This is a genomic window from Streptomyces sp. NPDC087901 (assembly GCF_044742205.1).
Taxonomy (GTDB): domain Bacteria; phylum Actinomycetota; class Actinomycetes; order Streptomycetales; family Streptomycetaceae; genus Streptomyces.
This window is the reverse complement of record NZ_JBIUUC010000003.1, coordinates 732,573-757,957: the sequence shown is the minus strand read 5'-3', so window position 1 is coordinate 757,957 and position 25,385 is coordinate 732,573. Positions and strand designations below refer to the sequence as shown.

Here is a 25,385-nt window from a genome sequence, read left to right as displayed (position 1 = left end):
CTCAGCCCCGTCCGATCACCCCTGGACGGCACCGGTCAGCCCCGCGCGGCCCCCAGCACCGCGGCGACCAGCCGGGTGTTCTCCGGGGCCGCCCCGCCGGGGAACGCGAAGCGGCGGCGCGTGTAGCCGTACGCGATCCCGCTCGCCGGGTCCGCGAACGCCTGCGAGCCCGCCGCGCCGCAGTGGCCGTAGGCGTCCACGCCCAGGGCCGGGTAGACCATCTGCGGGCGCTCGAAGCCGAGGCCGAAGTGGTCCGTCTCCAGGGTCACCCGGTCGGTTCCGGCCAGCCCGAGGCCGGCGAACTCGGCGCGGGTCTCCGGCTTGAGCAGAGCGGGCCGGCCCGCGAACTCCGACAGCGTGGCCGCGTACATCCCGGCCAGGGCGCGCGCCGAGCCGACACCGCCCACCGAGGCCGGGCCGAGCGCCCGTGCGGACGGGGTGTTGATCCACGCGACCAGGTCGGTCGGCACGTTGAAGGCCATCGCCTGCAGACCCTGCGGGTCGAACGGGCGGGCGGCGAGCTCCGCCTTCTGCTCCGGCGTCGGGTTCATGGGCCGGATGGGGACGTATCGCGGTTCGAGCCCGGCGGGCTGCCCCAGGTAGAGATCCAGGCCGTACGGCACGCGGACGCGCTCCTCGAACAGCTCCTGGATCGAACGCCCGGTGGCCCGCCGCACCACCTCACCGGTGAGCGCGCCGATCACGAGCGCGTGGTAGCCGTACTCCTTGCCCGGCTCCCAGAACGGGGCCCGCTCGGCCAACCGGGCGGCGAGCATCCGGTCGTCGGCCAGTTCCGCCTCGGAGAAGCCGCCCTCGACGCCGACCAGCCCGGCGCGGTGGCCCAACAGCTCCCGTAGGGTCAGCGCGCCCTTGCCCTCGGCCGCGAACTCCGGCCAGTACGAGGCGACCGTGCGGTCCAGGTCGAGGGTGCCGTCCTGCACGAGCAGGGCGACGACCAGGTGGGCCGCACCCTTGGTGGACGAGAAGACGGCGGGCAGCGAGTCGCCGTCGATCCCGTCACCCGCCCAGAGGTCGACGACCGGCCGGCCGTCCCGGTACACGGCGAGCTGTGCGCCCGGCTCGTTGTGCTCCTCGGTGAGTACGGCGGCGAACTCGTCCCGCACCGCCTCGAAACCGGCTGCCACGGTGCCGTGCACGGTGACGTTTACTGCGCTCTGGTCCGACATGGTGCCCCCTATGGCCGGCGCGCCCCTCGCGCCTCCCACAGGGCCCCAACTGCGCGTCCGTACGCGTAAATTCCCTCATCGCGCATCGTCTCGCGCCACGATCTCGCGGGCCAGCGCGGCGAGATCGGCCAGGGCCGGGTGGCCGGGGGCGTCGCGGCGGGCGAGCAGCACCGGGACGGTCGGGGCGTCCACGAGCGGCCGGTAGGCGACCCCGGCGTGCGGGTGCATGCCGGCCGTGGAGGCGGCCGAGACGCCGGTGCCGCGCCCCGCCGCGATGGCGGTCAGCCAGTCGTCGGTGTTGGCCACGGTCAGGGTGGCCGCGGGGCGGGCGGACGGCGGCCACAGTTCGGGGGTGGTGGTGCCGGAGACGGTGTTCAGGACGACGGTGCCGGTCGCCAGGTCGGCGAGCCGGAGCGTGGCGCGGGAGGCGAGGGGGCCGTCCGCCGCCACGGCGGCCACCCGCTCCTCCTCGTACAACACCTCCGTGACCAGACCGGGCGCCTCGACGGGGCCGCGCAGCAGTGCGGCATCGACCTCGCCGCGGGTCAGCCCGGCGGTGCGGTCGTCGATCCGGCGGAGTTCCAGCGGGGTCTGCGGATAGCGCTCCTCCCAGTCGCGGAGCAGCGGGGTGGTGTACCGGCCGAACGCCGACCAGGCGTGCCCCAGCCGCAACGGCCACCGGCGCAGTCCGCCGGAGTCGAGCGCCTCGTCGAACGCGGCGACCGCGGCGGCGGCCTTGTCGCGGAAGACGACGCCCTCGGCGGTGAGGGCGAGGTGGTGGGTGGAGCGGTCGACGAGGAGGACGCCGAGGTGGTGCTCCAGGGCGGCCAGGGTCCGGGACACGGCGGGCTGGGTGAGCCGGAGCCGGGAGGCGGCCCGGGTGATGCTGGACTCGTCGGCGACGGCGAGGAAAGCCCGCAGGTGGCGGATCTCGATGCCGCGGCCGGCGGTCCCGGTGTTCCTGCCCGCGTTCTTGTCCGGACCGTCGCCCGTGCCCTGTCCCATGCTCATGCGCGGGAAGCATAACGGGAGCGCAATGCGCATTTCACACGCCGCGCGCAGGTCCCTACGGTGGAGAGATGTACTGCACGAGTCGAGTGCAGTATCTTCAATCTGATAGTGCACTGTGTTGCACTATTGCTTCTCGTGATCCGTACGCGCGAAACGTCAGAAAGTCAGGCCACAGGTGAACGACCAGGGCGCCGTCACAGAACCGGCCGCAGCCGCCGTTGCCGTCCCCGAGGCGGTCACCGCGCTCGGTGAGCGCGGCACGCAGGGCCGTGCCGGAGGGCGCAGGGCGGCGCTCGCCCCGGTCGCACTGGTGGTGGCCGGCGGGCTCTCCGTCCAGTTCGGTTCGGCGGTCGCGGTGCTGCTCATGCCGAAGGCCGGAGCCCTCGGCGTCGTCACGCTGCGTCTTGCCGCCGCCGCCCTCGTCCTGCTCGTCGTCTGCCGCCCGAAGCTGCGCGGTCACTCGCGCGCCGACTGGGGCACGGTGGTGGCCTTCGGCGTCGCGATGGGCGGTATGAACACGCTCTTCTACCAGGCTGCCGACCGCATCCCGCTGGGTGCCGCCGTGACCCTGGAGGTGCTGGGCCCGCTCGCTCTCTCGGTGTTCGCCTCGCGCCGTCTCGTCAACGTGGTCTGGGCCGCCCTCGCGCTGGGCGGCGTGCTCCTGCTGAGCGGCGGGGGTCTCGACCGGCTCGACCCCGTGGGTGCGGCGTACGCGCTCGGGGCGGGTGTCATGTGGGCGGCGTACATCGTCTTCAGTGCCCGCACCGGCCGCCGCTTCCCGCAGGCCGACGGGCTGGCCCTGGCGATGGTGGTGGCGGCCGTCCTCTCGCTGCCGCTCGGCATCATGGAGTCGGGCTCGAAACTCCTGGTCCCCTCCACGCTCGGCCTCGGCGCCGCGGTCGCGCTGCTGAGCTCGGTCCTTCCGTACACGCTCGAACTCATGGCGCTGCGCCGGCTGCCCGCACCCACCTTCGCGATCCTGATGAGCCTGGAACCCGCGATCGCGGCCACGGCCGGCTTCCTCATCCTGGACCAGGCCCTCTCCACGACGGACGCCCTGGCCATCGCGCTCGTCATCGGCGCGAGCATGGGCGCGGTGCGCAGTCAGGTGCGGGGCGCAGGGAAGCGGTGAAGCCGCCCGGCCGGGGGGTGGGGGGCGGGTGAACAGGGCGGTGCGGTCCGGGGCGTTGAGCCCTGGATCTCCGCGCCGGGTGTTTGGGGAAGCGTTGTCGTGTACATGAATCCAGCGGGTCTACCCGCACACACCGAACCACCCCCCCACACCGACCGGGACCGGCTCTTCCCCAGGGGCCGGTCCCGGGCCCGGCCGCCAGAGCGCCCGGTCCTTGCGGCGCCACGCGGGCAATGCGCCTGTTCCGCCTGCGTACCCGGACATTGGATCTTAGGGTGGTCGCGATATCCGACCGGGAGGAAAACATGCCGGAACGCGACGACCTGCTGGCGCTCGTGACCGACCAGCGCACCAATTTTCTCTACACCGTCGCGAATCTCGACGACACCCAGGCACGCACCCGCACGACCGTCAGCGAGCTGACGCTCGGCGGTCTGCTGAAGCACCTCGGGCTCGTGCAGCGCAGCTGGCTGGACGTGATCGAGGGCACCGCCCCGGCCAAGGTCGACTGGGCTGACCTCGACCCCGACGGCCAACGGATGACCGACTCCGAGAAGCTGCCCGAACTGCTGGAGGCCTTCCACGCCGCGGCGGCCGCGTTCGACCGTACGGTGCGCGAGGAGGCGGACCTCGACCGTGAGGTCACCCTGCCGGCCTACCCGTGGTCGCCCCCGGAGCCCGTCCTGTGGACGGTCCGCCGCGTCCTGTGGCACATCTTCCGCGAGATCGCCCACCACAGCGGCCACGCCGACATCATCCGCGAGGCACTGGACGGCGCCAGCACCACGCTCAAGATGAAGGAGGCGGCCACACAAGGTCAGGACGGCTGATCCTCCGGGGTCGGGCGGGCTCAGGACGGCCGACCTTCCGGGGCGGGCGGGGGTGTGGGCCGATTCCGCCCAGGCCTCCCGGGGCCGCACAGGCTCAGTACGGCCGACCTTCCGGGTCCGGGCGGGGGCGTCGGCCGATTCCGCCCGGGCCTTCCGGGTCCGGACCGTGCGCCCGGCGAGCCCGAGGCGCGAGAGCGCCCTCGCACCCTCACCGCCACCGCGCGGGGCGGCGAACGGCCGTGGGGCGTCCACGCCACACCCACCACACCGGCGGCCGGCGCCGGTCCGTGAGCTCGTAGCGCCCCTTCGGTAACGCCCGGTCGGTAACGGCCCGTTCGTCACGGCACCCGTCTTCTCGGACCCCGGCCCCACGCTCCGGCCCCACCCCGGCCCATTGCTCCGGCCCACGCTCCGGAGCCGGCCGCGCGCGTGCCGCAGGCCCCGGCGGAAGAAGAGCAGAAAACAATGCAAGCACGCTTGATTGTTTTCTGCTCCGCTGGCAGGCTCCGGGACACACCGCCACGCCCCGAGGGGAGCGCACCGTGTCCGATGCCTCAGCCGTGCTCGACGACCTGCGCAGCGAGAGCGAGGAACTCGACCTGCTCGTCGCCGGGTTGAGCGCCTCGCAATGGGCGGGCGCGACACCCGCCGCGGGGTGGACCGTCGCCCATCAGGTGGCCCATCTCAGCTGGACCGACGAGGTCGCGCACCTCTCCGTCACGGAGCCCGAGAGGTTCGGAGACGAGGTCGCCAGGGCGATGAAGGACCCCGAGGGCTTCGTCGACCGTGCGGCCGAGGAGGTCGTCGCGGCGTACGCCCCCGACGCCCTGCTCGTGCGCTGGCGCACCGGCCGGCAGCGGCTCCAGGAGGCGCTGCGGGCGGCGCCCGCCGGGACCCGGTTCCCCTGGTACGGGCCGCCGATGAGCGTGGCCTCCATGGCGACCGGGCGGCTCATGGAGACCTGGGCCCACGGGCAGGACGTCGCCGACGCCCTCGGGGTCACCCGCGCCCCGACCGCCCGGCTGCGGCACGTCGCGCGGATCGGGGTCCGGGCCCGCGACTACGCGTTCCTCGTACGGGGAATGCAGGCGCCCGGAGAGGAGTTCCGGGTGGAACTGGAAGGGCCTGGCGGTGAGTTGATCGCCTACGGCCCTGAGGGGGCCGCCCAGCGCGTCACCGGTCCGCTGCGCGATTTCTGCCTGCTCGTCACCCAGCGCGCTCACCGCGACGACCTGGCCGTCCGGGCGGAGGGGGCCGACGCCGACACCTGGCTCGGCATCGCGCAGGCCTTCGCCGGGCCCGCCGGGGCGGGGCGTGCCCCGAAGGCGGGCCGATGACCGAGCCGCTGCGCATCGGCAACGCCTCCGGGTTCTACGGCGACCGCTTCGACGCCGTGCGCGAGATGCTCACCGGCGGCCCGCTCGACGTGCTCACCGGTGACTATCTCGCCGAGCTGACCATGCTCATCCTCGGCCGCAGCCGGCTCAAGGACCCCGCGCGCGGCTACGCCACCACCTTTTTGCGCCAGCTGGAGGACGGGCTCGGGCTGGCCCGCGAGCGCGGGGTGAAGATCGTCACCAATGCGGGCGGGCTCAACCCGGCCGGACTGGCTGACGCCGTGAGGGAGTTGGCCGAGAAGGTCGGCGTGCCCGTGGCCGTCGCCCATGTCGAGGGCGACAGCCTTCCGGTGCCCGACGGACACCTCACCGCCAACGCCTACCTCGGCGGGGCGGGCATCGCCGCCTGCCTGCGGGCCGGCGCCGACGTCGTCGTCACCGGCCGGGTCACCGACGCCGCCCTCGTCACCGGGCCCGCCGCCGCCCACTTCGGCTGGGGACCCGAGGACCACGACGCGCTGGCCGGAGCCGTCGTCGCCGGGCACGTGCTGGAGTGCGGCACCCAGGCCACCGGCGGGAACTACTCGTTCTTCCGCGGCCACGACGTCCGCCGCCCCGGCTTCCCCGTCGCCGAGATCCACGCCGACGGGACGAGCGTCATCACCAAGCACGACGGCACCGGCGGCGTCGTCGACGTCGGCACGGTCACCGCCCAGTTGCTGTACGAGACCGGCGGCGCCCGGTACGCGGGACCCGACGTCACCGCCCGGCTCGACACCGTACGGCTGACCCCCGACGGCCCCGACCGGGTCAGGATCTCCGGGGTTCGCGGCGAGGCCCCGCCGCCCACCCTCAAGGCCGGACTCACCCGGCTCGGCGGCTGGCGCAACGAGGTCGTCCTCGTCCTCACCGGGCTCGACATCGAGGCCAAGGCGCAGCTCGTCCGCGACCAGATCGCCGACGCCTTCGCGCGGGCCGGGCGGCAGCCGGACGAGGTGCGCTGGGAGCTCGTCCGCACCGACCGGGCCGACGCCCCGACCGAGGAGACGGCGAGCGCCCTGCTCCGGCTCGTCGTGCGCGACCAGGATCCAGACGTCGTCGGGCGCGCGCTCTCCGGCGCCGCGGTCGAGCTCGCCCTCGGCAGCTACCCGGGCTTCCATGTCACCGCCCCACCCGGAAAGGGCGCGCCCTACGGGGTGTTCGAGGCCCGTTACGTACCGGCCGGGGACGTGGACCATGTGGCCGTGCTCCCCGACGGGCGGCGCGAGGCGCAGGAGCCCGTCGCGCGTACGCGGGCCCTGGAGGATGCCGAACAGCCCGCGCTGCCTGAGCCGTTGGCCGCAGGCCCCACCCGGACCGCGCCCCTCGGGCTGGTCGCGGGGGCCCGCAGCGGCGACAAGGGCGGTGACGCCAACATCGGGGTGTGGGTCCGCAGCGACGAGGCCTGGCGGTGGCTGGCCCATGAGCTGACCGTCGAGCGGCTGCGGGAACTGCTTCCGGAGACCGCCGGCCTCACCGTCGTACGCCACGTCCTGCCGAACCTGCGCGCCCTGAACTTCACCGTCCACGGGCTCCTCGGCGAAGGCGTCGCCGCCCAGCACCGCTTCGACCCGCAGGCCAAGGCCGTGGGGGAGTGGCTGCGCTCCCGCCGGCTGGAGATACCCGTGGCCCTGCTGGGCCCGCAGGAGAGCGCCGACGCACCGGAGGTGCACGCATGACCGTCCTGCCCACCGGGCTCGACACCGCGAGCCCCGAATACGCGGCCCACCGCGCCGCCATGCTCGACAAGCTCGCCGAACTGGACGCCGCGCACACCGGGGCGCTCGGAGGCGGCGGCGAGAAGTACGTCGAGCGGCACCGCAGGCGCGGCAAGCTGCTGGCCCGTGAGCGGATCGAGCTGCTCGTCGACCGGGACACCCCGTTCCTGGAGCTGTCGCCGCTGGCGGCCTGGGGCAGTGACTACGCGGTCGGCGCCTCGCTCGTCACGGGGATCGGGGTGGTGGAGGGCGTGGAGTGCCTGATCACCGCCAACGACCCGACCGTACGCGGCGGCGCCTCCAACCCCTGGACGCTGAAGAAGGCCCTGCGGGCCAATGAGATCGCCTTCGCCAACCGGCTGCCCTGCATCAGCCTGGTCGAGTCGGGCGGCGCCGATCTGCCCTCGCAGAAGGAGATCTTCATCCCCGGCGGGGCGCTCTTCCGGGACATCACCCGGCTGTCGGCCGCCGGCATCCCGACCGTGGCCGTCGTCTTCGGCAACTCCACCGCGGGCGGGGCGTACGTCCCCGGCATGTCCGACCACACGGTCATGATCAAGGAGCAGTCGAAGGTCTTCCTCGGCGGGCCCCCACTGGTGAAGATGGCCACCGGTGAGGAGAGCGACGACGAATCGCTCGGCGGCGCCGAGATGCACGCGCGCACCTCCGGCCTCGCCGACCACTTCGCCGTCGACGAGCAGGACGCCCTGCGCCAGGCCCGCCGCATCGTCGCCCGCCTCAACTGGCGCAAGGCGCACCCCGATCCGGGCCCCGCCGAGCCGCCCAAGTACGACGAGGACGAGCTGATCGGCATCGTGCCCGGCGACCTGAAGGTGCCCTTCGACCCGCGCGAGGTCATCGCCCGGCTGGTCGACGGCTCGGACTTCGACGCGTTCAAACCGCTCTACGGGACCAGCCTGGTCACCGGCTGGGCGCGGCTGCACGGCTACCCCGTCGGCATCCTCGCCAACGCGCAGGGTGTGCTGTTCAGCGAGGAGTCGCAGAAGGCCGCCCAGTTCATCCAGCTCGCCAACCAGCGCGACATCCCGCTGCTCTTCCTGCACAACACCACCGGCTACATGGTCGGCAAGGAGTACGAGCAGGGCGGCATCATCAAGCACGGCGCGATGATGATCAACGCGGTCTCGAACTCGAGGGTGCCGCACCTGTCCGTCCTCATGGGCGCCTCCTACGGCGCCGGGCACTACGGCATGTGCGGCCGGGCCTACGACCCGCGCTTCCTGTTCGCCTGGCCCAGCAGCAAGTCCGCCGTCATGGGCCCGCAGCAGCTGGCCGGGGTGCTCTCCATCGTCGCCCGCGCCTCCGCCGCCGCGAAGGGACACCCGTACGACGACGAGGCGGACGCCGGACTGCGCGCCATGGTGGAGCAGCAGATCGAGTCCGAGTCCCTGCCGATGTTCCTGTCCGGGCGGCTGTACGACGACGGGGTCATCGACCCGCGCGACACCAGGACCGTCCTCGGGATGTGCCTGTCCGCCATCCACACCGCACCGGTCGAGGGCGCCCGCGGCGGCTTCGGCGTCTTCCGGATGTGAGGGTACGCATGATCAGCACTCTGCTCGTCGCCAACCGGGGCGAGATCGCCTGCCGGATCTTCCGTACATGCCGCGCGCTCGGCATCGCCACCGTCGCCGTGTACTCCGACGCGGACGCCGACGCCCTGCACGTACGGGAGGCCGACACCGCCGTACGGCTTCCGGGCGCCGCGCCCTCCGACACGTATCTGCGCGGCGACCTCGTCGTGGCCGCCGCTCTCGCGGCGGGCGCCGACGCAGTCCACCCCGGGTACGGCTTCCTCTCCGAGAACGCCGGCTTCGCCGCCGCCGTGCAGGACGCCGGACTCCTCTGGGTGGGCCCGCCGGTCAAGGCCATCGAGCTGATGGCGTCCAAGACCCGCGCCAAGGAGCTGATGGCTGCCGCCGGGGTGCCGTTGCTCGCCCCCGTCGACCCGACCACCGCCACCGCCGAGGACCTGCCGCTGCTGCTGAAGGCGGCTGCCGGAGGCGGTGGGCGCGGCATGCGGATCGTACGGGAACTCGGAGATCTTCCGGGCGAGTTGACCGCGGCGGCGGCCGAGGCGCTGTCCGCCTTCGGGGACGGTGAGGTCTTCGCCGAACCGTACGTGGAGCGCGGCCGGCACGTCGAGGTCCAGGTCATGGCCGACGAGCACGACGGCGTCTGGGCGCTCGGCACCCGCGACTGCTCGCTCCAGCGCCGCCACCAGAAGGTCATCGAGGAGGCCCCCGCGCCCCGCCTCGACGACGAGCTCCGCGACCGGCTGCACGATGCCGCCACGGCCGCGGCACGGGCCGTCGGCTACCGAGGCGCGGGCACCGTCGAATTCCTGGTCGCCGCCGACGGGCGGCCGTACTTCCTGGAGATGAACACCCGCCTCCAGGTCGAGCACCCCGTCACCGAGGCCGTGTTCGGCCTCGACCTCGTCGCCCTGCAACTGCGGACCGCGGAGGGCGAGCCCCTTCCTGCCCCCGCGCCCCCGCAGCCCGCCGGGCACGCCGTCGAGGCCCGGCTCTATGCCGAGGACCCCGCCCGTGACTGGCAGCCGCAGACCGGAGCGCTGCTCTCGCTCGATGTGCCGGACGAGCCCGGACTGCGGCTGGACACCGGATACACCGGCGGAGACACCATCGGCGTGCACTACGACCCGATGCTCGCCAAGGTCATCGCCCACGCCCCCACCCGTGCCGGAGCCGTACGCCTCCTCGCCCGCGCCTTGGAACGGGCCCGCATCCACGGCCCCGTCACCAACCGTGACCTGCTCGTACGCTCCCTGCGCCACCCGGACTTCGCGGCCGCCCGCCTCGACACCGGCTTCTACGACCGGCACCTGGAGGCGCTGATCACCGCACCCGACGAGGCGGCCGTACGGATGGCGGCGACCGCCGCCGCCGTCGTCGAGGCGGCCCGTAACGCCACGCTCAGGACCGCAGGGGGGTTCATGCGCTTCGGTGCCTGGCGCAACCTCCCCTCGCAGCCCCAGCTCCGGCGGTACCGCAGCGAACCGGACGGCCGCGCATACGAGATCACCTACCGCCCCACCCGCGACGGACTGGCCGTCGGCACGGAGGGCGTCCGCGTCGTCTCCGCCGGCCGCTCCCGCGCCACGCTCGAATGCGGCGGTGTCGTAGGGCACTTCGAGATCGACCGCCGCGACGACAGGGTGTACGTGGACACCGCCACCGGCGCGTACACGTTCACCGCCCTGCCCCGCTTCACCGACCCCGCCGAACGGACCGAACCCGGCTCCCTGCTCGCCCCGATGCCCGGCACCGTCGTCCGTCTCGCGGACGGCCTCGCGGCAGGGGCCGCCGTCGAGGCCGGGCAGCCGCTGATCTGGCTGGAGGCGATGAAGATGGAGCACCGCATCCTCGCCCCCGCCGCCGGCACCCTCACCGCCCTGCACGCCGCCCCCGGCCTCCAGGTGGAGGTCGGCGCCCTGCTCGCCGTCGTCACCGAGCCCACCGAGCCCGCAGACCCCGCAGACCCCGCGTCCACAGCCTCTGAGGAGAACGCATGAGCACCGTCCTCGAAACCGAAGAGCACCAGGCCCTGCGCGCCGCCGTCGCCGCCCTCGGGAAGCGGTACGGGCGCGACTACATGACCTCCGTCGTCCGCGACGGCTCCCACCCCCGCGAACTGTGGGCCGAGGCCGCCAAGCTCGGCTACCTCGGCGTGAACCTCCCCGAGGAGTACGGCGGCGGGGGCAGCGGCATGGCGGAACTCTCCATCGTCCTGGAGGAGTTGGGTGCCGCCGGCTCCCCGCTCCTGATGATGGTCGTCTCGCCGGCCATCTGCGGCACTGTCATAGCCCGCTTCGGCACCGAGGCCCAGAAGGGGCAGTGGCTGCCGGGTCTCGCCGACGGCACCCTCACCATGGCCTTCGGCATCACCGAACCCGACGCCGGGTCCAACTCCCACCGCATCACCACCACCGCCCGCCGGGACGGCGAGGACTGGGTGCTCACCGGCCGCAAGGTCTTCGTCTCCGGCGTCGACATCGCCGATGCCACGCTCATCGTCGGCCGCACCGAGGACGCCCGGTCCGGCAAGCTGAAACCCTGCCTGTTCATCGTCCCGCGCGAGGCGCCCGGCTTCCAGCGGTCGCAGATCGACATGGAACTCCAGGCGCCGGAGAAGCAGTTCGAACTCGTCCTCGACGACGTACGTCTCCCCGCCGACGCCCTCGTCGGCGATGAGGACGCGGGCCTCCTCCAGCTCTTCGCCGGGCTGAACCCCGAACGCATCATGACGGCCGCGTTCGGTATCGGCATGGGCCGTTACGCGCTCGGCCGCGCCGTCGAGTACGCGAAGACCCGCCAGGTGTGGAAGGAACCCATCGGCGCCCACCAGGCCATCGCCCACCCCCTCGCCCAGGCCCACATCGAGCTCGAACTGGCCCGGCTGATGATGCAGAAGGCCGCCCGGCTCTACGACGACGGGGACGACATCGGCGCGGGCGAGGCCGCCAACATGGCGAAGTACGCCGCCGGAGAGGCCTGCGTCAAGGCCGTCGACCAGGCGGTGCACACCCTCGGCGGCAACGGCCTGACCCGCGAGTACGGCCTCGGCTCCCTGATCACCGCGTCCCGGGTGGCGCGGATCGCGCCCGTCAGCCGGGAAATGATCCTGAACTATGTGTCCCACCAGTCTCTGGGCCTCCCCAAGTCGTACTGACCTGACCAGGGGCGGTGGCGTCCGAGGCCTTCCCAGGGGCTTGCCCCAGGGCCTGTCTCAAGGCCTGTCCCGGGTCTTCCCGAGTCCCGCAGGCAGAGGCGATGCTGACCCTCTCCACCACCGAACGGCTGCCCGGCGACCCCGCTGCCCCAGGGCGGGGTGCCGGACAGGCCGTACCCGCGTCGAAGGGAACCGCCATGGTGTTCCACAGCGAGTACGAAGACGTCCCGCCCCTCGAAACACCCATCCACGAGACGGTCCTCGGCGGGGCCGCGGCCCTCGGTGACACCGTCGCCCTGATCGACGGCACGAACGGCCTCTCCGTCACGTACGCCCAGCTCGACACCTTCCACCGCCGCATCGCCGCCCACCTTGCCGAGGCGGGACTGCGCAAGGGCGACGTCCTCGCCCTGCACAGCCCCAACACGATCGCCTACCCCGCCGTCTTCTACGGGGCCACACGCGCCGGAGCCTGCGTCACCACCGTGCACCCGCTCGCCACCGCCGAGGAGTTCGCCAAACAGCTGGGGGACAGCGGCGCCCGCTGGATCGTTACCGTGTCCCTGTTCCTCGATGTCGCCCGGCAGGCGGCCGAACTCGCCGGCGGTGTACGGGAGATCTTCGTCTGCGACCAGGCCGACGGCCACACCTCCGTGCTCGACATGCTGGGCTCCACCGCCGCGGAACCCGAGATCGAGTTCGGCCCCGAGGACATCGCCGCCCTCCCGTACTCCTCCGGGACCACCGGCGCCCCCAAGGGCGTCATGCTCACCCACCGTTCCATCGGCACCAACCTGGAGCAGCTGCGCCCCTTCATCCCGATGAGGGCCGGCCACAGCATCCTCGCCGTCCTCCCCTTCTTCCACATCTACGGGCTGACCGCCCTGATGAACGCCCCGCTGCGCTCCGGCGCCACGGTCGTCGTCCTGCCCCGCTTCGACCTCGACCAGTTCCTCGGCGTGATCCAGGAGCACCGCATCGCCGGGTTGTACGTGGCCCCGCCGATCGTCCTGGCCCTCGCCAAGCACCCGGCCGTCGGCGACTACGACCTGTCCTCGCTGGAGTACATCGTCAGCGCCGCCGCCCCCCTGGACGCCGACCTCGCCGCCGCCTGCTCCGCCCGCCTCGGCCTGCCCCCCGTACGGCAGGCGTACGGCATGACGGAACTCTCGCCCGGCACCCACGTCGTGCCCCTCGAAGCAGAGAACCCGCCGCCCGGGGCCGTCGGAAAGCTGCTGCCGAGCACCGAGATGCGGATCATGTCCATCGAGGACCCCGGGACGGACCTCGGTATCGACGCCGCCGGCGAGATCCTCATCCGCGGCCCCCAGACGATGAAGGGTTACCTCAACCGCCCCGAAGCCACCGACGAAATGATCGACGGTGACGGCTGGGTGCACACCGGCGACATCGGGCGCGTCGACGCGGACGGCTGGCTCTTCGTCGTCGACCGGGTCAAGGAACTGATCAAGTACAAGGGCTACCAGGTCGCCCCCGCCGAACTCGAAGCACTCCTCCTCACCCATGCGTCGATCGCCGACGCCGCGGTCATCGGCGTGTACGACACCGACGGCAACGAGATCCCGAAGGCCTTCCTCGTACGCCAGCCGGCCGCCCAGGACCTCACCGCCGACGACGTCATGGCGTACGTCGCCGCACACGTCGCCCCGTACAAGAAGATCCGCCGCGTCGAGTTCGTCGACGCCGTACCGCGCGCCGTCTCCGGCAAGATCCTGCGCCGCGAACTGCGCGACAGGGAGAAGCAGCAATGACGCTCGCCCCACCCACCCACGACCGGGGCATCACCACCCTCGCGCTCGACTCCCCGGCCAACCGGAACGCCCTGAGCGCATCGCTCGTGGCCGGGCTGACCGAAGCCCTCGACGCGTGCGCGGCGGACGACACCGTGCGGGCCGTGGTCCTCACCCACACCGGCAACACGTTCTGCGCGGGCGCCGACCTCAGGGCACCGGCCGACCCGCACGCCTTCGTCGCCCTCATGCGACGCATCGTCACCCTGCCGAAACCGGTCGTCGCCCGCGTCACGGGGCACGTCCGGGCCGGCGGCCTCGGCCTGCTCGGGGCCTGCGACATCTCGGTGGCGGGCCCCGACTCCTCCTTCGCCCTCACCGAATCCCGCCTCGGCCTCGCTCCCGCCGTCATCTCCCTGCCCCTGCTGCCCCGGCTGGACCCTCGCGCGGCATCCCGCTACTACCTCACCGGCGAACGCTTCGACGCGGCGGAGGCCGCCAGGACCGGCCTCGTCACCATCGCCGCCGAGGACGTGGACAAGGCGCTCGTACCGGTACTCGACGGACTGCGCAGGGCCTCGCCCCAGGGGCTGGCCGCATCGAAGGAGCTGGTCACGGCTACTGTGCGGGAGACTTTCGACCAGTACGCCGAAGACCTCATCGCCCGCTCCGCGGCACTCTTCGCCTCCGACGAGGCACGGGAGGGGATGACGGCCTTCCTGGAACGACGGGATCCCGCATGGCGGCTCTGACCCCACCCAAGCAGGACCGCAGCCGTGCCACCCGGCAGAAGCTCCTCGAAGCCGCGGTCGTCTGCCTCGCCGAACACGGCTGGGCAGGCTCCACCGTCTCCGTCGTCGCGATGCGCGCCGGGGTCTCGCGCGGCGCCGCCCAGCACCACTTCCCCACCCGCGAGGACCTGTTCACCGCAGCCGTCGAGTACGTCGCCGAGGAACGCTCCGCCGCCCTGCGCGCCGTCCCCGGCCAGGACCGGGCCGCCGTCGTCGCCGCCCTCGTCGACCTCTACACGGGCCCGCTCTTCCGCGCCGCACTCCAGCTCTGGGTCGCAGCCTCCAACGAGGAGCAGCTCCGCCCCCGCGTCACCGAACTCGAAGCCCGCGTGGGCCGCGAGACCCACCACATCGCCGTCGGCCTCCTGCACGCCGACGAAACCCGCCCCGGTGTACGGGAAACAGTTCAGGGCCTTCTCGACATGGCCCGCGGCCTGGGCCTCGCCAACGTCCTGACGGACGACGCAGCGCGCCGGGGAAGGGTCGTGGCGCAGTGGGCGGCGTTGCTGGACGAGGCGCTGGGCCGATGAGCGGGCGGCGCGCTGCCGTCAGGCGCGTACGGCCGTGATCACCAGGCCGTTCCCGGCCTGGATCCTGAGCGTTCTGCCATCCCAGACGACGGGCAGCGGGGCGGGTGTGGTGTCCACGGGTGAGCCGGGGTCGACGGGGCCGGACTCCTCGTCAAGGCCCCACTGGAGGGTGAGCGCGGCCTTCTGGCCGACCGTGGCGGGCATGCCGGACGCGGCCCATACGTTGTCGGAGGTCCGGCCGTCGACCTGGACCACCAGCCCGCTCCCGGAGAGCTCGAAGGAGCCCGTCTCGTCATCCCCGTCCAGACTCCACCGGCGGCCGGTGACTTCTATCCGCTGATACTCGTCGTTGACCTGCCCCTGCGGGGAGTACGAGAGCTTCCAGGTACCGCTGACGAAGGCCTCGACCGCCGCCCCGGCGACCGTCGGCTTGGCGGCCGGTTTACCCGCCGCGCCCGGTGCCTCCAGTGATCCGTGGGAGCCCTTGTCCTTGGAGCAGGCCGCCAGGACGACCGTGAGCAGGCCGATTCCCCCGTATCTGAGCGCGTCCCGTCTTCGGACGACCTTCCGTAACTGCCGCATGTCGTCGAGCATGGGGTGCCGCCTTTCCCTGGTTAGGGCCGGTCTGTCATGGTCCGGAGCCAGAGTGTGTCCCAGGAATCGCCTTGGTGTCAGCGACTTGCGCGTATATGGTCCGCAGCATGAGCGGCAGCACTCCACCCCCCTTCCCCGACCACGTCGAACTCGCGGGCGAAGGACTCGTCCTGCGCGACTGGACGGAGGCGGACCTGGCCGCGATGCCGGACCTCTTCGACCACCCCGACACCGCGCACTGGACACCGATCGTCTCGCCCTTCGACGCCGCGGCAGCCCGTACGCGGCTGGACAGGGCCAGGCAACTGCGGCGGGAGGGCACGACCATCCTGCTCGCCATCACCACCGACGGCGGCGCACCGCTCGGCGAGGTGATGCTGCGCCGCGCCCCCGAGGGCAACGAGATCGGCTACGCGGTCGGCCCGGCCCACCGCGGCCAGGGGCTGGCCACGAGGGCGGTGCGGGTGATGGCCGCGTACGCCTTCGAGGAGCTGGGCGTGGAGCAGGTGATCCTGGAGCTGGAGGCCGAGAACGCGTCCAGCGTCGCGGTGGCCACGAAGACCGGCTTCCGCCTGCTCGATGTGCCGCTGATCGAGGGGGAGGAGAAGGGGCGGCCGTTCGTCCTGCAGACGTGGGGGCTGAACCGTCCCTGACGCGATCGGGGTGCATGATTCCGAAGGTCCGTGGAGGGCAGGGGCGGGGCATGAGCACGTACGAGGCGATGTCGTTCCACCTGGAGACCGAGCGGCTGATACTGCGGCCGTGGGCCGAGTCGGACGCCGTTGAGCTCCGCGCCCTTCGCGCCGAACGCGGCGAGGGGACAAGCACGCTCGAGTACACCCGGACACTCATCGCGAAGCTGCTCACCGCGACGGAGACGACGGGGATCGCCCTGCTGCCCATCCAGCGCCGTGACGAGGGTGACTTCATCGGCTACTGCGGCGTGATCATCGGCCGCTCCACCCTGGAGGAGCCCGAGATCGCGTACGAGCTGTTCCGGCAGGTACACGGCCACGGCTACGCCACCGAGGCGGCCCGTGCGGTGCTCGACGCCGCTGCGGCGACCGGGCGGGAGCGGCTCGGGGCGACCGTCGACGCAGGGAACGCACCGTCGTTCCGTGTCCTTGAGAAGCTCGGGTTCGAGCGGGACCACGTCTCCATGGAGGACAAGGGTGAAGTGGTCTGGCTGACGCGCCTGTTGCCGTGAGGCGGGTGGCGACGGAGGTGGGCCCGAGGGGCACCTCAGGGAGCTTTGAGGAGGTCGCGGAGTCCGGCGACGAGTGCGGTGACGTCGCGCTCGTGTCTCGGGTCTCAAGCTCCGGGGCGAGGCTGCTCCACCATCCCTCGAACGAGTGACTGGACCCTCTCGAAGCTCGGGGTTCGGGTCCCGAGCCTCGAGCTTCGGAGGTGAGCCGATCACGCCTCGCGGAGTCGGTTCGGGGCGCCTCGGCGATATCTACTCCAGCAGCTTTTCCCAGGTGAAGTAGGTTGCCAACGGCCCCGTGGAGGCCACCAATCGCCGCAGAACGACCGGAGGTTCACGTATGCCGCGAGACGCCCCGTACCTCGCGGTCGCCGACGCCCTGCGCGCGCGCATTCTCGCTCACGAGTGGAAGGTCGGCGAGCGCCTGCCGTCCCGGGTGCGGCTCGCCGAGGAGTACGCGGTCGGGCGCAACGTCATACAGAGGGCCATGGACCGCTTGATTACCGACGGTCTCCTGGACGGACGCGCCGGCTCGGGCACCTACGTCCGTATCCCGCGCCAGCGCCTGCGGCTGGTTCGCTCGCGGCACCGGGATCGCGGGTACGGCTCCGCATCCACCACGGAGGCGAGGCAGCAGGGCAGGGCCGACGCCTGGGATTCGCACAGCCGGGTGCGCGTCCCCGCTCCTGAGGAAATTGCCGAGCGGCTCGGCATCAGCCCGGGCGATCTCTGCGTCACCACGCATTACGAGTTCCTCGCGGAGGGGCAGCCCGTCCAGCTCTCCGAATCCTGGGAGCCGCTGGCCCTCACGGACGGAACTGCGGTCGTGCTGCCCGAGTCGGGGCCCCTGGCCGGAAAGGGAGTGGTCGAGCGGATGCGTTCGATCGGCGTGGTCGTCTCGACCGTGGTCGAGATCCCGCGCGCGGCTCGGGCCACCCAGGCACAGGCGAACCTGCTGGGGATCGGCGTGGGCGAGCTCGTGCTGCAGATCGAGCGCACGATCTACGACAGCGACGGACGCCCGGTGGAAACCGCCGACATGGTCATTCCCGACGTGCGTCGAGAGGTGGTCTACGAGTTCGGGGTCGAGAGCCCGTAGGCGTGGGGACGGCCAGGGGTGCCCTTCATTTCCAACGGCAGGGGATACGCATGTCAACGACGTCCCGGCTCGGACTCCTGGGAGACCGGGACTTCGGGCGCTTGTTCGCCGCCACTGCACTCGGTCAGCTGGGTGACCGCATCATCTTCCTGGCACTGCCCCTGGTGGCCATCTCGGCATTGGGCGCGGGCGAGTTCCAGGTCGGTCTCCTGGCGGCGATGACCACGGCAGGCTCGCTCCTGATCGGGCTTCCGGCAGGGGCGTGGGTGGACCGTATGCGCAAGCGATCGGTCATGATCGGCGCCGATCTCGTACGCGCGCTGCTCCTCGTGACGATACCGATCGCATGGTGGATGGGCCTTCTCGCCATCGAGTGGCTCTGCATGGTCGCTCTGCTCCACGGAGTGCTGACCGTCTTCTTCGACGTCGCGTACGTCAGCTATCTCCCGCACTTGGTGGGACGCGGAAAACTTGTGGAGGGAAACGCGAAGCTTTCGTCAGTGCGCTCGGTGACCAGTATCGGCGGCCCGGCGTTGGCGGGGCCGCTGATCGGCCTGATCGGCGCTCCCGCGGTGCTCGTGGTGAGTTCGGCCGGCATGGCTATGTCGGGGCTGCTCGCGGCCACGATCCGCAAACGCGAAAGGAAGCCGGAGCTCGGCGACCGTAACCGATTGGGTCGAGAGGTGAGGGAGGGGCTGAAGTTCGTTCTGAAGCACCCGGTCTTGCGGGCCATAGTGATCGGGGACGCGATATTCAACCTTTCTCTCGTCATGTACCAAAGCATGTTGCTGGTCTTCCTGGAGCGGGAGGCGGGGCTCCAGCCCTTCGGTATCGGGCTTCTCCTTTCGGGGATGGGGTGCGGTGCATTGCTGGGCGCGCTGCTGGCCACGACGATCTCCGAACGTATGGGGCACGGCCGGGTCATCTGGCTTGCGTCACTGCTCACTTGCCCGCTGACCGCTCTCATGCCGTGGGCGCGACCGGGTTGGAGCGTGTACGTGGCCACTGCCGGGCTCGCGGCCCTTTCGATGGGAGGAGTCGTCCGCTTCGTGGCCCAATCAAGCTTTCAGCAGGCCATGACACCGGATCGGCTTCTGGGTCGGATGAGTGCGACGACTCGCTTCGTGTCCTGGGGCGGCATTCCTCTCGGCGGGATTCTGGGCGGAGTGTCGGGATCGGTGTTCGGAGCAGCAGGCACGTTGTGGATCGGTGCTGCCGGGATGACGCTGAGCGTCCTTCCCGCACTCCTCTCACCGCTGCGCACCGTGCGTGGAATTCCCGCAGGGGCCGCCCCGGAGGCCGCCCACTGAGGCCACTCCGCGCGGAACTTCCCCCACCTCCCGCTCGTACATATTTCTTGTACGGGTCGTCGAGGCGTGAAGTACGGGGCCGGGTGGGGAGTGGGCACCCTATGCACCCCAGGAATCGGCAGCGCAGGAACGCGTCGGCCATGAAACTCGTAGGCAAGCTGGTCAGCGTGTTCCGCGTGGCCGCCGGTCTGCCCCAGGCACAACTCGCGGACCTGGTCAGTGTGCAGGTGGAGACGATCGCCTCCATCGAGCAGGGGCGTCGCTCGCTCCTCCCCGATCTGGCGCGCCGGATGGACGAACTCCTGCAAACGAAGGGCGCGTTGTCCACGGCGGTTGAGCACATGCCGGAGGCCGATCTCGTGCCGGCATGGCCCGAGCACTACATGGATCTGGAGCGGACGGCCCTGGCCCTGTCCTGGTACGACAACCAGGTCCTGCCCGGACTGCTCCAGACCGAGGCCTACGCACGCGCGGTGTTCCGCAACAGGGTCCCCGTGTTCAGCGAGGAGAAGATCGCGATCCAGACCGCCTCCAGGCTGGAGCGCCAGGAGATTCTGCACCGCAGCGAACCGCCGACGATCAGCTTCGTCATCTGGGAGCCGGTGGTGAGGCTTCAACTCACCGACGAGGAAGCGCATAAGGAGCAGCTCCGTCACCTGGGTGCGTGCGCTGCGCTGCCGGGCGTCAGCCTTCAGATTCTCTCGCTGAGTCACCGGGTCCATGCCGGGCTCGACGGCCCGTTCACGCTCCTGGAAACACCGGACTATCAGCACGTCGCATACTCCGAGACGCAGCGCGGCAGCCTGCTCGTCGCCGACCCCGATGAGATCAGCATCCTGTCCCGGAAATATGCGATGCTGCGAGCTCAGGCCCTCAGCCCCGAAGACACCATGGGCCTGTTGGACCGTCTGCTGGGAGAGCAATGAGCACTGCACGCGCGTGGTTCAAGTCCAGCTACAGCGGTGACGAGGGCGGCGCCTGCCTCGAAGTCGCCTACGAGTGGCGGAAGTCCAGCTACAGCGGCAGCGAGGGCGGTCAATGCGTCGAAGTCGCCGCGCACCCCGCCGCCGTACACGTCCGTGACTCCAAGAACCCCGAGGGCCCGGCACTTGCTCTGCCGCCCACCGCCTGGGCCGCCTTCACCGCACACGTGGGCCACTGAGGCGCTGGGGGAATCGTGGGGGACTACTTCCAGACGATCGTCGACCTCGACGCCACCGAGCGGGATGCACAGGAGCTCGGGGCCCGGGTCCTGGAGTGGCTGATCGCGGAAGGCATCGTTGCCGCCGAGCGCACCGACTGCGTCCTGGGCGGCGACGGATACGGTCACGGCCCCGGCCCGCACTTCACCAAGGCCGTCGGTGACCCGGACCCGGTCGACCTGTGGTCCAACGGGCTCCACGTCGAGACCGGCCGCACCGTCTTCGACAGCGGCCAGGGAGACGCGGGCGCGGCCACCTGCCCGCTCTGCCGGACCGAGATCCGGCTGGTCGACGAGGTGTGGGAGCCCATCGAGTCCGCCTGGGACCCCTTCAAGGGGCGGTTCCAGGACTGGGCCGAGGACGGTGGCGAAGGGATCGTGCACTGCCCGTCCTGCGGAGGCTCCTCCGGCATCGACCGGTGGAGCTGGGAGGACGACTACTACGCGTGCGGGCAGCTCGGCTTCACGTTCTGGGGCTGGGCGGAGCTCACGTCCGACTTCACCCGGGAGGTCGGCCGCAAGCTGGGCGGCCACCGCACCTTGCTCCTCGGTGGAAAGCTGTAGGGCGGGCCACCGGACCCGGAGCCCGTTACGCGAACGGTCGGGCCCGCCCCACCGCAGTCCGTTACGCGAGCGCCGGGTGCGGGTCGGTCCACGGCCAGGTCGCGTGGCGGCCGGCCTCGATGAGGCCGACCATCCGGAACGCGGCGTCCGTGAGGCCACCGAAGGTGTGGCGGTGCCGGCCCGACGGGGCGTGGGCGGGCCGGTACCCCGTCAGGTTCCAGGTGTAGAACGGAATTCGGGCCGGGACGGCCTCCGCCGGTCCACCCGGGCGGCCCCCGAGCATGGCCTGCTCGTCGGTGATGACCAGGACCCGGTCGTGTCCCTGGTAGTGAGTGCGGACCGCGGTCGCGGTGTCGGTGCCGCCGAGGCGGTGGAACCGTTTCAGCACATCGAGCACCGGTTCCCCCGCTCCGAACGGCACCACGTTGCTGCGCCAGCCGAACTCCACCAGGTCCGCATGCTCGGCCCGCATCGCCGTCGCGGCACCGAACACCGCCGCCGCGTCCGCCCGGGTCAGCTTCGACCGCTCGGAGACGGTGTCCCAGAACATGGAGTCGGACCGGTCCACCAGGATCAGCGTGCGGCCCGGCAGGGCGGGAACGTTGGCCAGGGCGTGGCCGAGTGCCTGTTCGAGCGGGGCCGCCCAGCGCGGCGACGGCGCGTGCTGGTGGGCGGCCAGGTATCGGAGGGGGAACTGCCGGGACCGTACGACCTCGGAAACGTCCGAGAACCGCGCGGCGACGCGGTCCGCCACCGCGTCCGAGACTCCGGCCTCGTCGAAGTTCCGCAGGTTCCGCAGGATTGCCATCGGCCCCATCGACGGGATCACCGCCTCCCAGGCGGCGGCGTCCATCGGTCCGTGGAGCCAGCCCGCCACGGACTCCCAAGGCATGCCGGCCGCGGCCAGCCGTTCGGCTCCGCCCGGGCCGGTCGCCACGGCCCGGCGTTCGTCGGCCGGCAGGTCCAGCAGCGCCCGGTGCGCGGTCAGCAGCCGGTCGGAGGCCGGCGGAACCGCCCGTTCGGGATGGTGGCGGCGGTCCAAGGCGTGCTGGAAGAGCGCGCCCTGCCAGGGCTTTGCCGGATCGGGGGTGGCGTGCACCAGGTTGAGAACGTCACCGAAGCGGAATTCCTTGGACGCGGTGTCGTACTTCAGCAGCGACCGGGACGAGTACAGCCTGCGTACGGCGTCGGCGACGCCCCGTTTCACGGGCTGCGGTACGTTCCGCCCGTACGACGAGGTCCAGTGGGCGAGCAACTCGCCCGGTTCGTCCGCACGTTGGAGGACCGAGTCGATCACGGACCGGTTGGACGGGCCCTCGGACGTACCGGCGGCGAGCCGGGCCCTGACGTACGCGGCGGCGCCCACCAGGGACGCCGTGCGCATGTTGCCCTCGCCGCGGAGCCAGCGCAGCAGACCGGCCGTCCACACGGGGTCCTCGACCGCGAGATCGCCCACGAGGCGGGTGTACCGGTCGTCGCGCCCCTCGACGCTCTCGTAGAAGGTCTGCTGGGAGACGAAGTTGCCTACGGCCAGCAGGAAGAGTTCGTCCCGGGGCCGGCGGGCGAACCCGGGGCCGCCCTCGTAAGTGCGGAAGGGACCGGCGGTGCGGTGTGCCCCTGGTTCGGGCTGGGTGCGGGCGGCAGCCGATACGTGCGGAGCCACGAGCATCCGGGACCAGATCTTGGAGACGCGCTGGGTGTAGCGAGGCAGTGAATCCCCCGGGTTCAAAGGAAAGGGAAGCCCGGCCGGTGAGTTCATGAGTGCGACAGGCACGGGACACGAACGCCCGCGCCGCCCGAGATCAACAAGAGAGGCAGCGGCGTCACTTGGATGTCAGAAGGAAGTAGCCGCAGCCGGGCGCATCGGGGGCGCGGTCGCGACGTCACCCTAGGCCGGCCACCGGACCGCATGCCAGCGAATTAACTCCGATCCGGTCCCGGGCCCCATGCCGCTCGGGGCGCGCCGGCCCGTTCACGCTGCGGACCGGGTGGGCCACCGCACCGCGCGCCTCGTCCGCTTCGCATCGGACTGTGGACCGGCATCACGTTCCCCCGCACCGGCATCACGTTCCCCCGCACCGGCGCCCGAAGGCGGGCGTCCGCCGGCCGGGCATGTCGTCATGGACGAGATGCCCGGCGCGCGGACACGGGAACGGTTGGTCAGTTGGTCCAGAGGACCGGGCTGTCGCTGTACGCGTCACCCTCCTCGAACGAGGCAGCCGCGATGGGATCGGTCTTCGTCGCGCTGAGCGAGCAGGTCTCGTACGACGCGCCCTTGGTGGTGAAGTCGCGGGGTGCCGATTCGCTGTCGCACTTGCCCGGGAGGTCGCCGATCAGAATGACGCCCGTGGGGCCGCCGCCTTCCAGCTTGCCGCGCAGCCTCAGCGACGAGTACGACATGTCGGTGCCGCCGACGTTCTCCACCTTCATCCGGATGTAGTAGGGCGTCATGCCCTTGGCCTTCGCGCCGAATGCGGCCATGTCGGCCTCGGTACCCTTCTCGATCGCCGTGACGGTCACGGCGACGGTGCCCTTCTTCTCGGTCCCGTACTCGAACGGCAGGACCGCCCGGTCACCGATCTTGAACTTCGTGCCCGGTGCGGCGACGTCACCACCGGCCGGAGCGGCAGCGTCGTCGCTGGGGTCCGCGGACGGGCTCTCGCTGCTCGGGTCGGACGACGCCGGGGCGGAGGCCGAGGGCGACTCCTGCGCCGATGACGTGTCCTCGCCGTCGTTGCAGGCCGTGAGCCCGAGCGCCAGGGTGGTGAGGGCAACTGCGGAGACGATGCGTCCCTTGTGTGTCATTTTGGCCTAACTGGCAGTGAGGGCTGCCCCATACGGCAGCCGGAGTGGCGCGCCGACGACGGTCGGTCGCCGAGGCGCGCCATGACGCGTCTCAGACTGCGGTGGGAATGACACAGGCGCGCCACAGGAATGCGACGGGTGCGGCACGGCCTCGGCGGGGTGTGGCTCCTGCGGCCGTCACGTCGTCGGACGGCCCCTTTCGACGGTTGCCGACCGTCAACCGGGCGTGATTTTCGCCGTGTTGTCCGTGGTGGGCGCCGTGCGCCTCCGCACCGCCATCCCCGCCCTCTCCGGCACCGGGGTATCAGTTCCCCAGGTCCGCCAGCTGATCGAACCCCGGGATCTCCCGCGGACTCCGCGTCCCCGGGCCGATGTACTTCGCCGACGGCCGTACCAGGCGCCCCGTCCGCTTCTGCTCCAGGATGTGCGCCGACCAGCCCGCCGTACGCGCACACGTGAACATCGACGTGAACATGTGCGCCGGAACCTCGGCGAAGTCCAGCATGATCGCCGCCCAGAACTCCACGTTCGTCGCCAGCACCCGGTCCGGGCGCCGCGCGTGCAGCTCCTCCAGCGCGGCCTTCTCCAGAGCCTGCGCCACCTCGAACCGCGGCGCGCCCAGCTCCTCGGCGGTCCGCCGCAGCACCCGCGCCCGCGGGTCCTCGGCCCGGTACACCCGGTGACCGAAGCCCATCAGCCGTTCACCCTTGTCCAGGGCCTTCTTCACGTACGCGCTGGCGTCGCCGGTCCGCTCGATCTCCTCGATCATGCCGAGGACGCGGGACGGCGCGCCCCCGTGCAGCGGGCCCGACATGGCCCCCACCGCGCCGGACAGCGCGGCGGCCACGTCGGCGCCGGTGGAGGCGATGACGCGGGCGGTGAACGTCGAGGCGTTCATGCCGTGCTCGGCGGCCGAGGTCCAGTACGCGTCGACGGCCTTCACATGCCGGGGATCCGGCTCACCGCGCCAGCGGATCATGAACCGCTCGACGACGGAACCGGCCTTGTCGATCTCGCTCTGCGGGACCATCGGGCGCCCCTGCCCGCGCGCGGACTGCGCGACGTACGACAGCGCCATGACGGCGGCCCGCGCCAGATCGTTGCGCGCGGTCTCCTCGTCGATGTCCAGCAGCGGTTTCAGGCCCCACACGGGCGCGAGCATCGCCAGGGCGGACTGGACGTCGACCCGGATGTCACCGGAGTGCACCGGGATCGGGAAGGGTTCTGCGGGCGGCAGGCCGGGGGCGAACGCCCCGTCGACCAGTAGTCCCCACACGTTGCCGAACGACACATGGCCGACGAGGTCCTCGATGTCGACGCCTCGGTACCGCAGCGAACCGCCTTCCTTGTCGGGTTCGGCGATCTCCGTTTCGAACGCGACGACTCCTTCGAGTCCGGGTACGAAGTCGGACATCAGGCGGCTCCCTCGGATCGGCGGCTGCGAGCGGGCCCCAGGGCCCACCCAAGATACTGGCGGGTTCCGACGTGACCGGGAAGCGTGACATCCGGCACAGCTCCCCATTCCACCGCGTAACGGCGGGCGGACCTCCTTCGTGCCGGGCCGCTGCG

Annotated in this window: 23 protein-coding genes; 17 read left to right on the top strand and 6 right to left on the bottom strand. The window is 71.6% G+C overall.

The window, feature by feature from the left end:
* Nucleotides 1–35 precede the first annotated feature (35 nt).
* On the bottom strand, nt 36–1,187 hold the full coding sequence (locus ACIOEW_RS13115) for a serine hydrolase domain-containing protein (protein WP_401963669.1): 1,152 nt from the start codon (nt 1,185–1,187) through the stop codon (nt 36–38).
* 75 nt (nt 1,188–1,262) lie between these two features.
* Entirely contained in the window at nt 1,263–2,192 is a 930-nt protein-coding gene (locus ACIOEW_RS13110) for a LysR substrate-binding domain-containing protein (protein ID WP_401963894.1), read from the bottom strand.
* 181 nt (nt 2,193–2,373) lie between these two features.
* Here ACIOEW_RS13110 and ACIOEW_RS13105 point away from each other — a divergent pair, with 181 nt between their 5' ends.
* The 10 genes from ACIOEW_RS13105 to ACIOEW_RS13060 all read left to right on the top strand — a co-directional run bounded on the left by ACIOEW_RS13105 (nt 2,374) and on the right by ACIOEW_RS13060 (nt 15,039).
* Nucleotides 2,374–3,330 carry an EamA family transporter gene (locus tag ACIOEW_RS13105; RefSeq protein WP_401963667.1) on the top strand — a complete coding sequence of 319 codons (957 nt, stop codon included), beginning with the start codon at nt 2,374–2,376 and terminating at the stop codon, nt 3,328–3,330.
* Between the two features lie 305 nt (nt 3,331–3,635).
* Entirely contained in the window at nt 3,636–4,160 is a 525-nt protein-coding gene (locus ACIOEW_RS13100; RefSeq protein ID WP_401963665.1) for a DinB family protein, read from the top strand.
* 542 nt (nt 4,161–4,702) lie between these two features.
* Nucleotides 4,703–5,497: a TIGR03084 family metal-binding protein gene (locus ACIOEW_RS13095; RefSeq protein ID WP_401963664.1), complete on the top strand. Its 795-nt coding sequence runs from the start codon at nt 4,703–4,705 to the stop codon at nt 5,495–5,497.
* On the top strand, nt 5,494–7,215 hold the full coding sequence (locus ACIOEW_RS13090; protein ID WP_401963662.1) for an acyclic terpene utilization AtuA family protein: 1,722 nt from the start codon (nt 5,494–5,496) through the stop codon (nt 7,213–7,215). The genes ACIOEW_RS13095 and ACIOEW_RS13090 overlap by 4 nt, the downstream gene beginning before the upstream one ends.
* On the top strand, nt 7,212–8,810 hold the full coding sequence (locus ACIOEW_RS13085) for an acyl-CoA carboxylase subunit beta (RefSeq protein WP_401963660.1): 1,599 nt from the start codon (nt 7,212–7,214) through the stop codon (nt 8,808–8,810). Before ACIOEW_RS13090 ends, ACIOEW_RS13085 begins: the two co-directional genes overlap by 4 nt.
* Nucleotides 8,811–8,818: 8 nt before the next feature.
* Nucleotides 8,819–10,810 (top strand): acetyl/propionyl/methylcrotonyl-CoA carboxylase subunit alpha, encoded by a 1,992-nt coding sequence (locus ACIOEW_RS13080; protein WP_401963658.1) that lies wholly within the window; start codon nt 8,819–8,821, stop codon nt 10,808–10,810.
* Entirely contained in the window at nt 10,807–11,967 is a 1,161-nt protein-coding gene (locus ACIOEW_RS13075; RefSeq protein WP_401963656.1) for an acyl-CoA dehydrogenase family protein, read from the top strand. Before ACIOEW_RS13080 ends, ACIOEW_RS13075 begins: the two co-directional genes overlap by 4 nt.
* 197 nt (nt 11,968–12,164) lie before the next feature.
* Nucleotides 12,165–13,739: a 4-coumarate--CoA ligase family protein gene (locus tag ACIOEW_RS13070; RefSeq protein WP_401963892.1), complete on the top strand. Its 1,575-nt coding sequence runs from the start codon at nt 12,165–12,167 to the stop codon at nt 13,737–13,739.
* Entirely contained in the window at nt 13,736–14,470 is a 735-nt protein-coding gene (locus ACIOEW_RS13065) for an enoyl-CoA hydratase family protein (RefSeq protein ID WP_401963654.1), read from the top strand. The genes ACIOEW_RS13070 and ACIOEW_RS13065 overlap by 4 nt, the downstream gene beginning before the upstream one ends.
* Nucleotides 14,458–15,039, top strand: coding sequence for a TetR/AcrR family transcriptional regulator (locus tag ACIOEW_RS13060; RefSeq protein ID WP_362543973.1), 582 nt, complete (start codon nt 14,458–14,460; stop codon nt 15,037–15,039). Before ACIOEW_RS13065 ends, ACIOEW_RS13060 begins: the two co-directional genes overlap by 13 nt.
* A gap of 18 nt (nt 15,040–15,057) precedes the next feature.
* Here the strand turns inward: ACIOEW_RS13060 and ACIOEW_RS13055 are convergent, their stop codons facing one another.
* Entirely contained in the window at nt 15,058–15,633 is a 576-nt protein-coding gene (locus ACIOEW_RS13055) for a hypothetical protein (protein ID WP_401963652.1), read from the bottom strand.
* A 107-nt stretch (nt 15,634–15,740) separates the two neighbouring features.
* Between ACIOEW_RS13055 and ACIOEW_RS13050 the strand changes: the two genes are divergently transcribed.
* The 7 genes from ACIOEW_RS13050 to ACIOEW_RS13020 all read left to right on the top strand — a co-directional run bounded on the left by ACIOEW_RS13050 (nt 15,741) and on the right by ACIOEW_RS13020 (nt 21,011).
* Nucleotides 15,741–16,286 carry a GNAT family N-acetyltransferase gene (locus ACIOEW_RS13050; protein WP_401963650.1) on the top strand — a complete coding sequence of 182 codons (546 nt, stop codon included), beginning with the start codon at nt 15,741–15,743 and terminating at the stop codon, nt 16,284–16,286.
* Nucleotides 16,287–16,336: 50 nt separating this feature from the next.
* Nucleotides 16,337–16,840: a GNAT family N-acetyltransferase gene (locus tag ACIOEW_RS13045; protein WP_401963648.1), complete on the top strand. Its 504-nt coding sequence runs from the start codon at nt 16,337–16,339 to the stop codon at nt 16,838–16,840.
* Nucleotides 16,841–17,177: 337 nt separating this feature from the next.
* Nucleotides 17,178–17,936 (top strand): GntR family transcriptional regulator, encoded by a 759-nt coding sequence (locus ACIOEW_RS13040; RefSeq protein WP_401963646.1) that lies wholly within the window; start codon nt 17,178–17,180, stop codon nt 17,934–17,936.
* A 50-nt stretch (nt 17,937–17,986) separates the two neighbouring features.
* Complete coding sequence (locus ACIOEW_RS13035) at nt 17,987–19,246, top strand: MFS transporter (protein WP_401963644.1); 1,260 nt, start codon at nt 17,987–17,989, stop codon at nt 19,244–19,246.
* 140 nt (nt 19,247–19,386) lie between these two features.
* On the top strand, nt 19,387–20,172 hold the full coding sequence (locus ACIOEW_RS13030; RefSeq protein WP_401963643.1) for a Scr1 family TA system antitoxin-like transcriptional regulator: 786 nt from the start codon (nt 19,387–19,389) through the stop codon (nt 20,170–20,172).
* Nucleotides 20,169–20,408, top strand: coding sequence for a DUF397 domain-containing protein (locus ACIOEW_RS13025; RefSeq protein WP_362543990.1), 240 nt, complete (start codon nt 20,169–20,171; stop codon nt 20,406–20,408). Before ACIOEW_RS13030 ends, ACIOEW_RS13025 begins: the two co-directional genes overlap by 4 nt.
* A gap of 15 nt (nt 20,409–20,423) precedes the next feature.
* Entirely contained in the window at nt 20,424–21,011 is a 588-nt protein-coding gene (locus ACIOEW_RS13020) for a hypothetical protein (RefSeq protein WP_401963641.1), read from the top strand.
* Nucleotides 21,012–21,072: 61 nt separating this feature from the next.
* Here ACIOEW_RS13020 and ACIOEW_RS13015 read toward each other — a convergent pair whose 3' ends face one another.
* The 3 genes from ACIOEW_RS13015 to ACIOEW_RS13005 form a co-directional block, all read right to left on the bottom strand.
* On the bottom strand, nt 21,073–22,680 hold the full coding sequence (locus ACIOEW_RS13015) for a TROVE domain-containing protein (protein ID WP_401963890.1): 1,608 nt from the start codon (nt 22,678–22,680) through the stop codon (nt 21,073–21,075).
* 491 nt (nt 22,681–23,171) lie between these two features.
* The gene (locus ACIOEW_RS13010; protein ID WP_401963639.1) at nt 23,172–23,816 is read right to left on the bottom strand and encodes a hypothetical protein; all 645 of its coding nucleotides are present in this window, start codon (nt 23,814–23,816) and stop codon (nt 23,172–23,174) included.
* Nucleotides 23,817–24,120: 304 nt separating this feature from the next.
* The gene (locus ACIOEW_RS13005; protein WP_362543999.1) at nt 24,121–25,230 is read right to left on the bottom strand and encodes a citrate synthase 2; all 1,110 of its coding nucleotides are present in this window, start codon (nt 25,228–25,230) and stop codon (nt 24,121–24,123) included.
* Nucleotides 25,231–25,385: the final 155 nt, after the last annotated feature.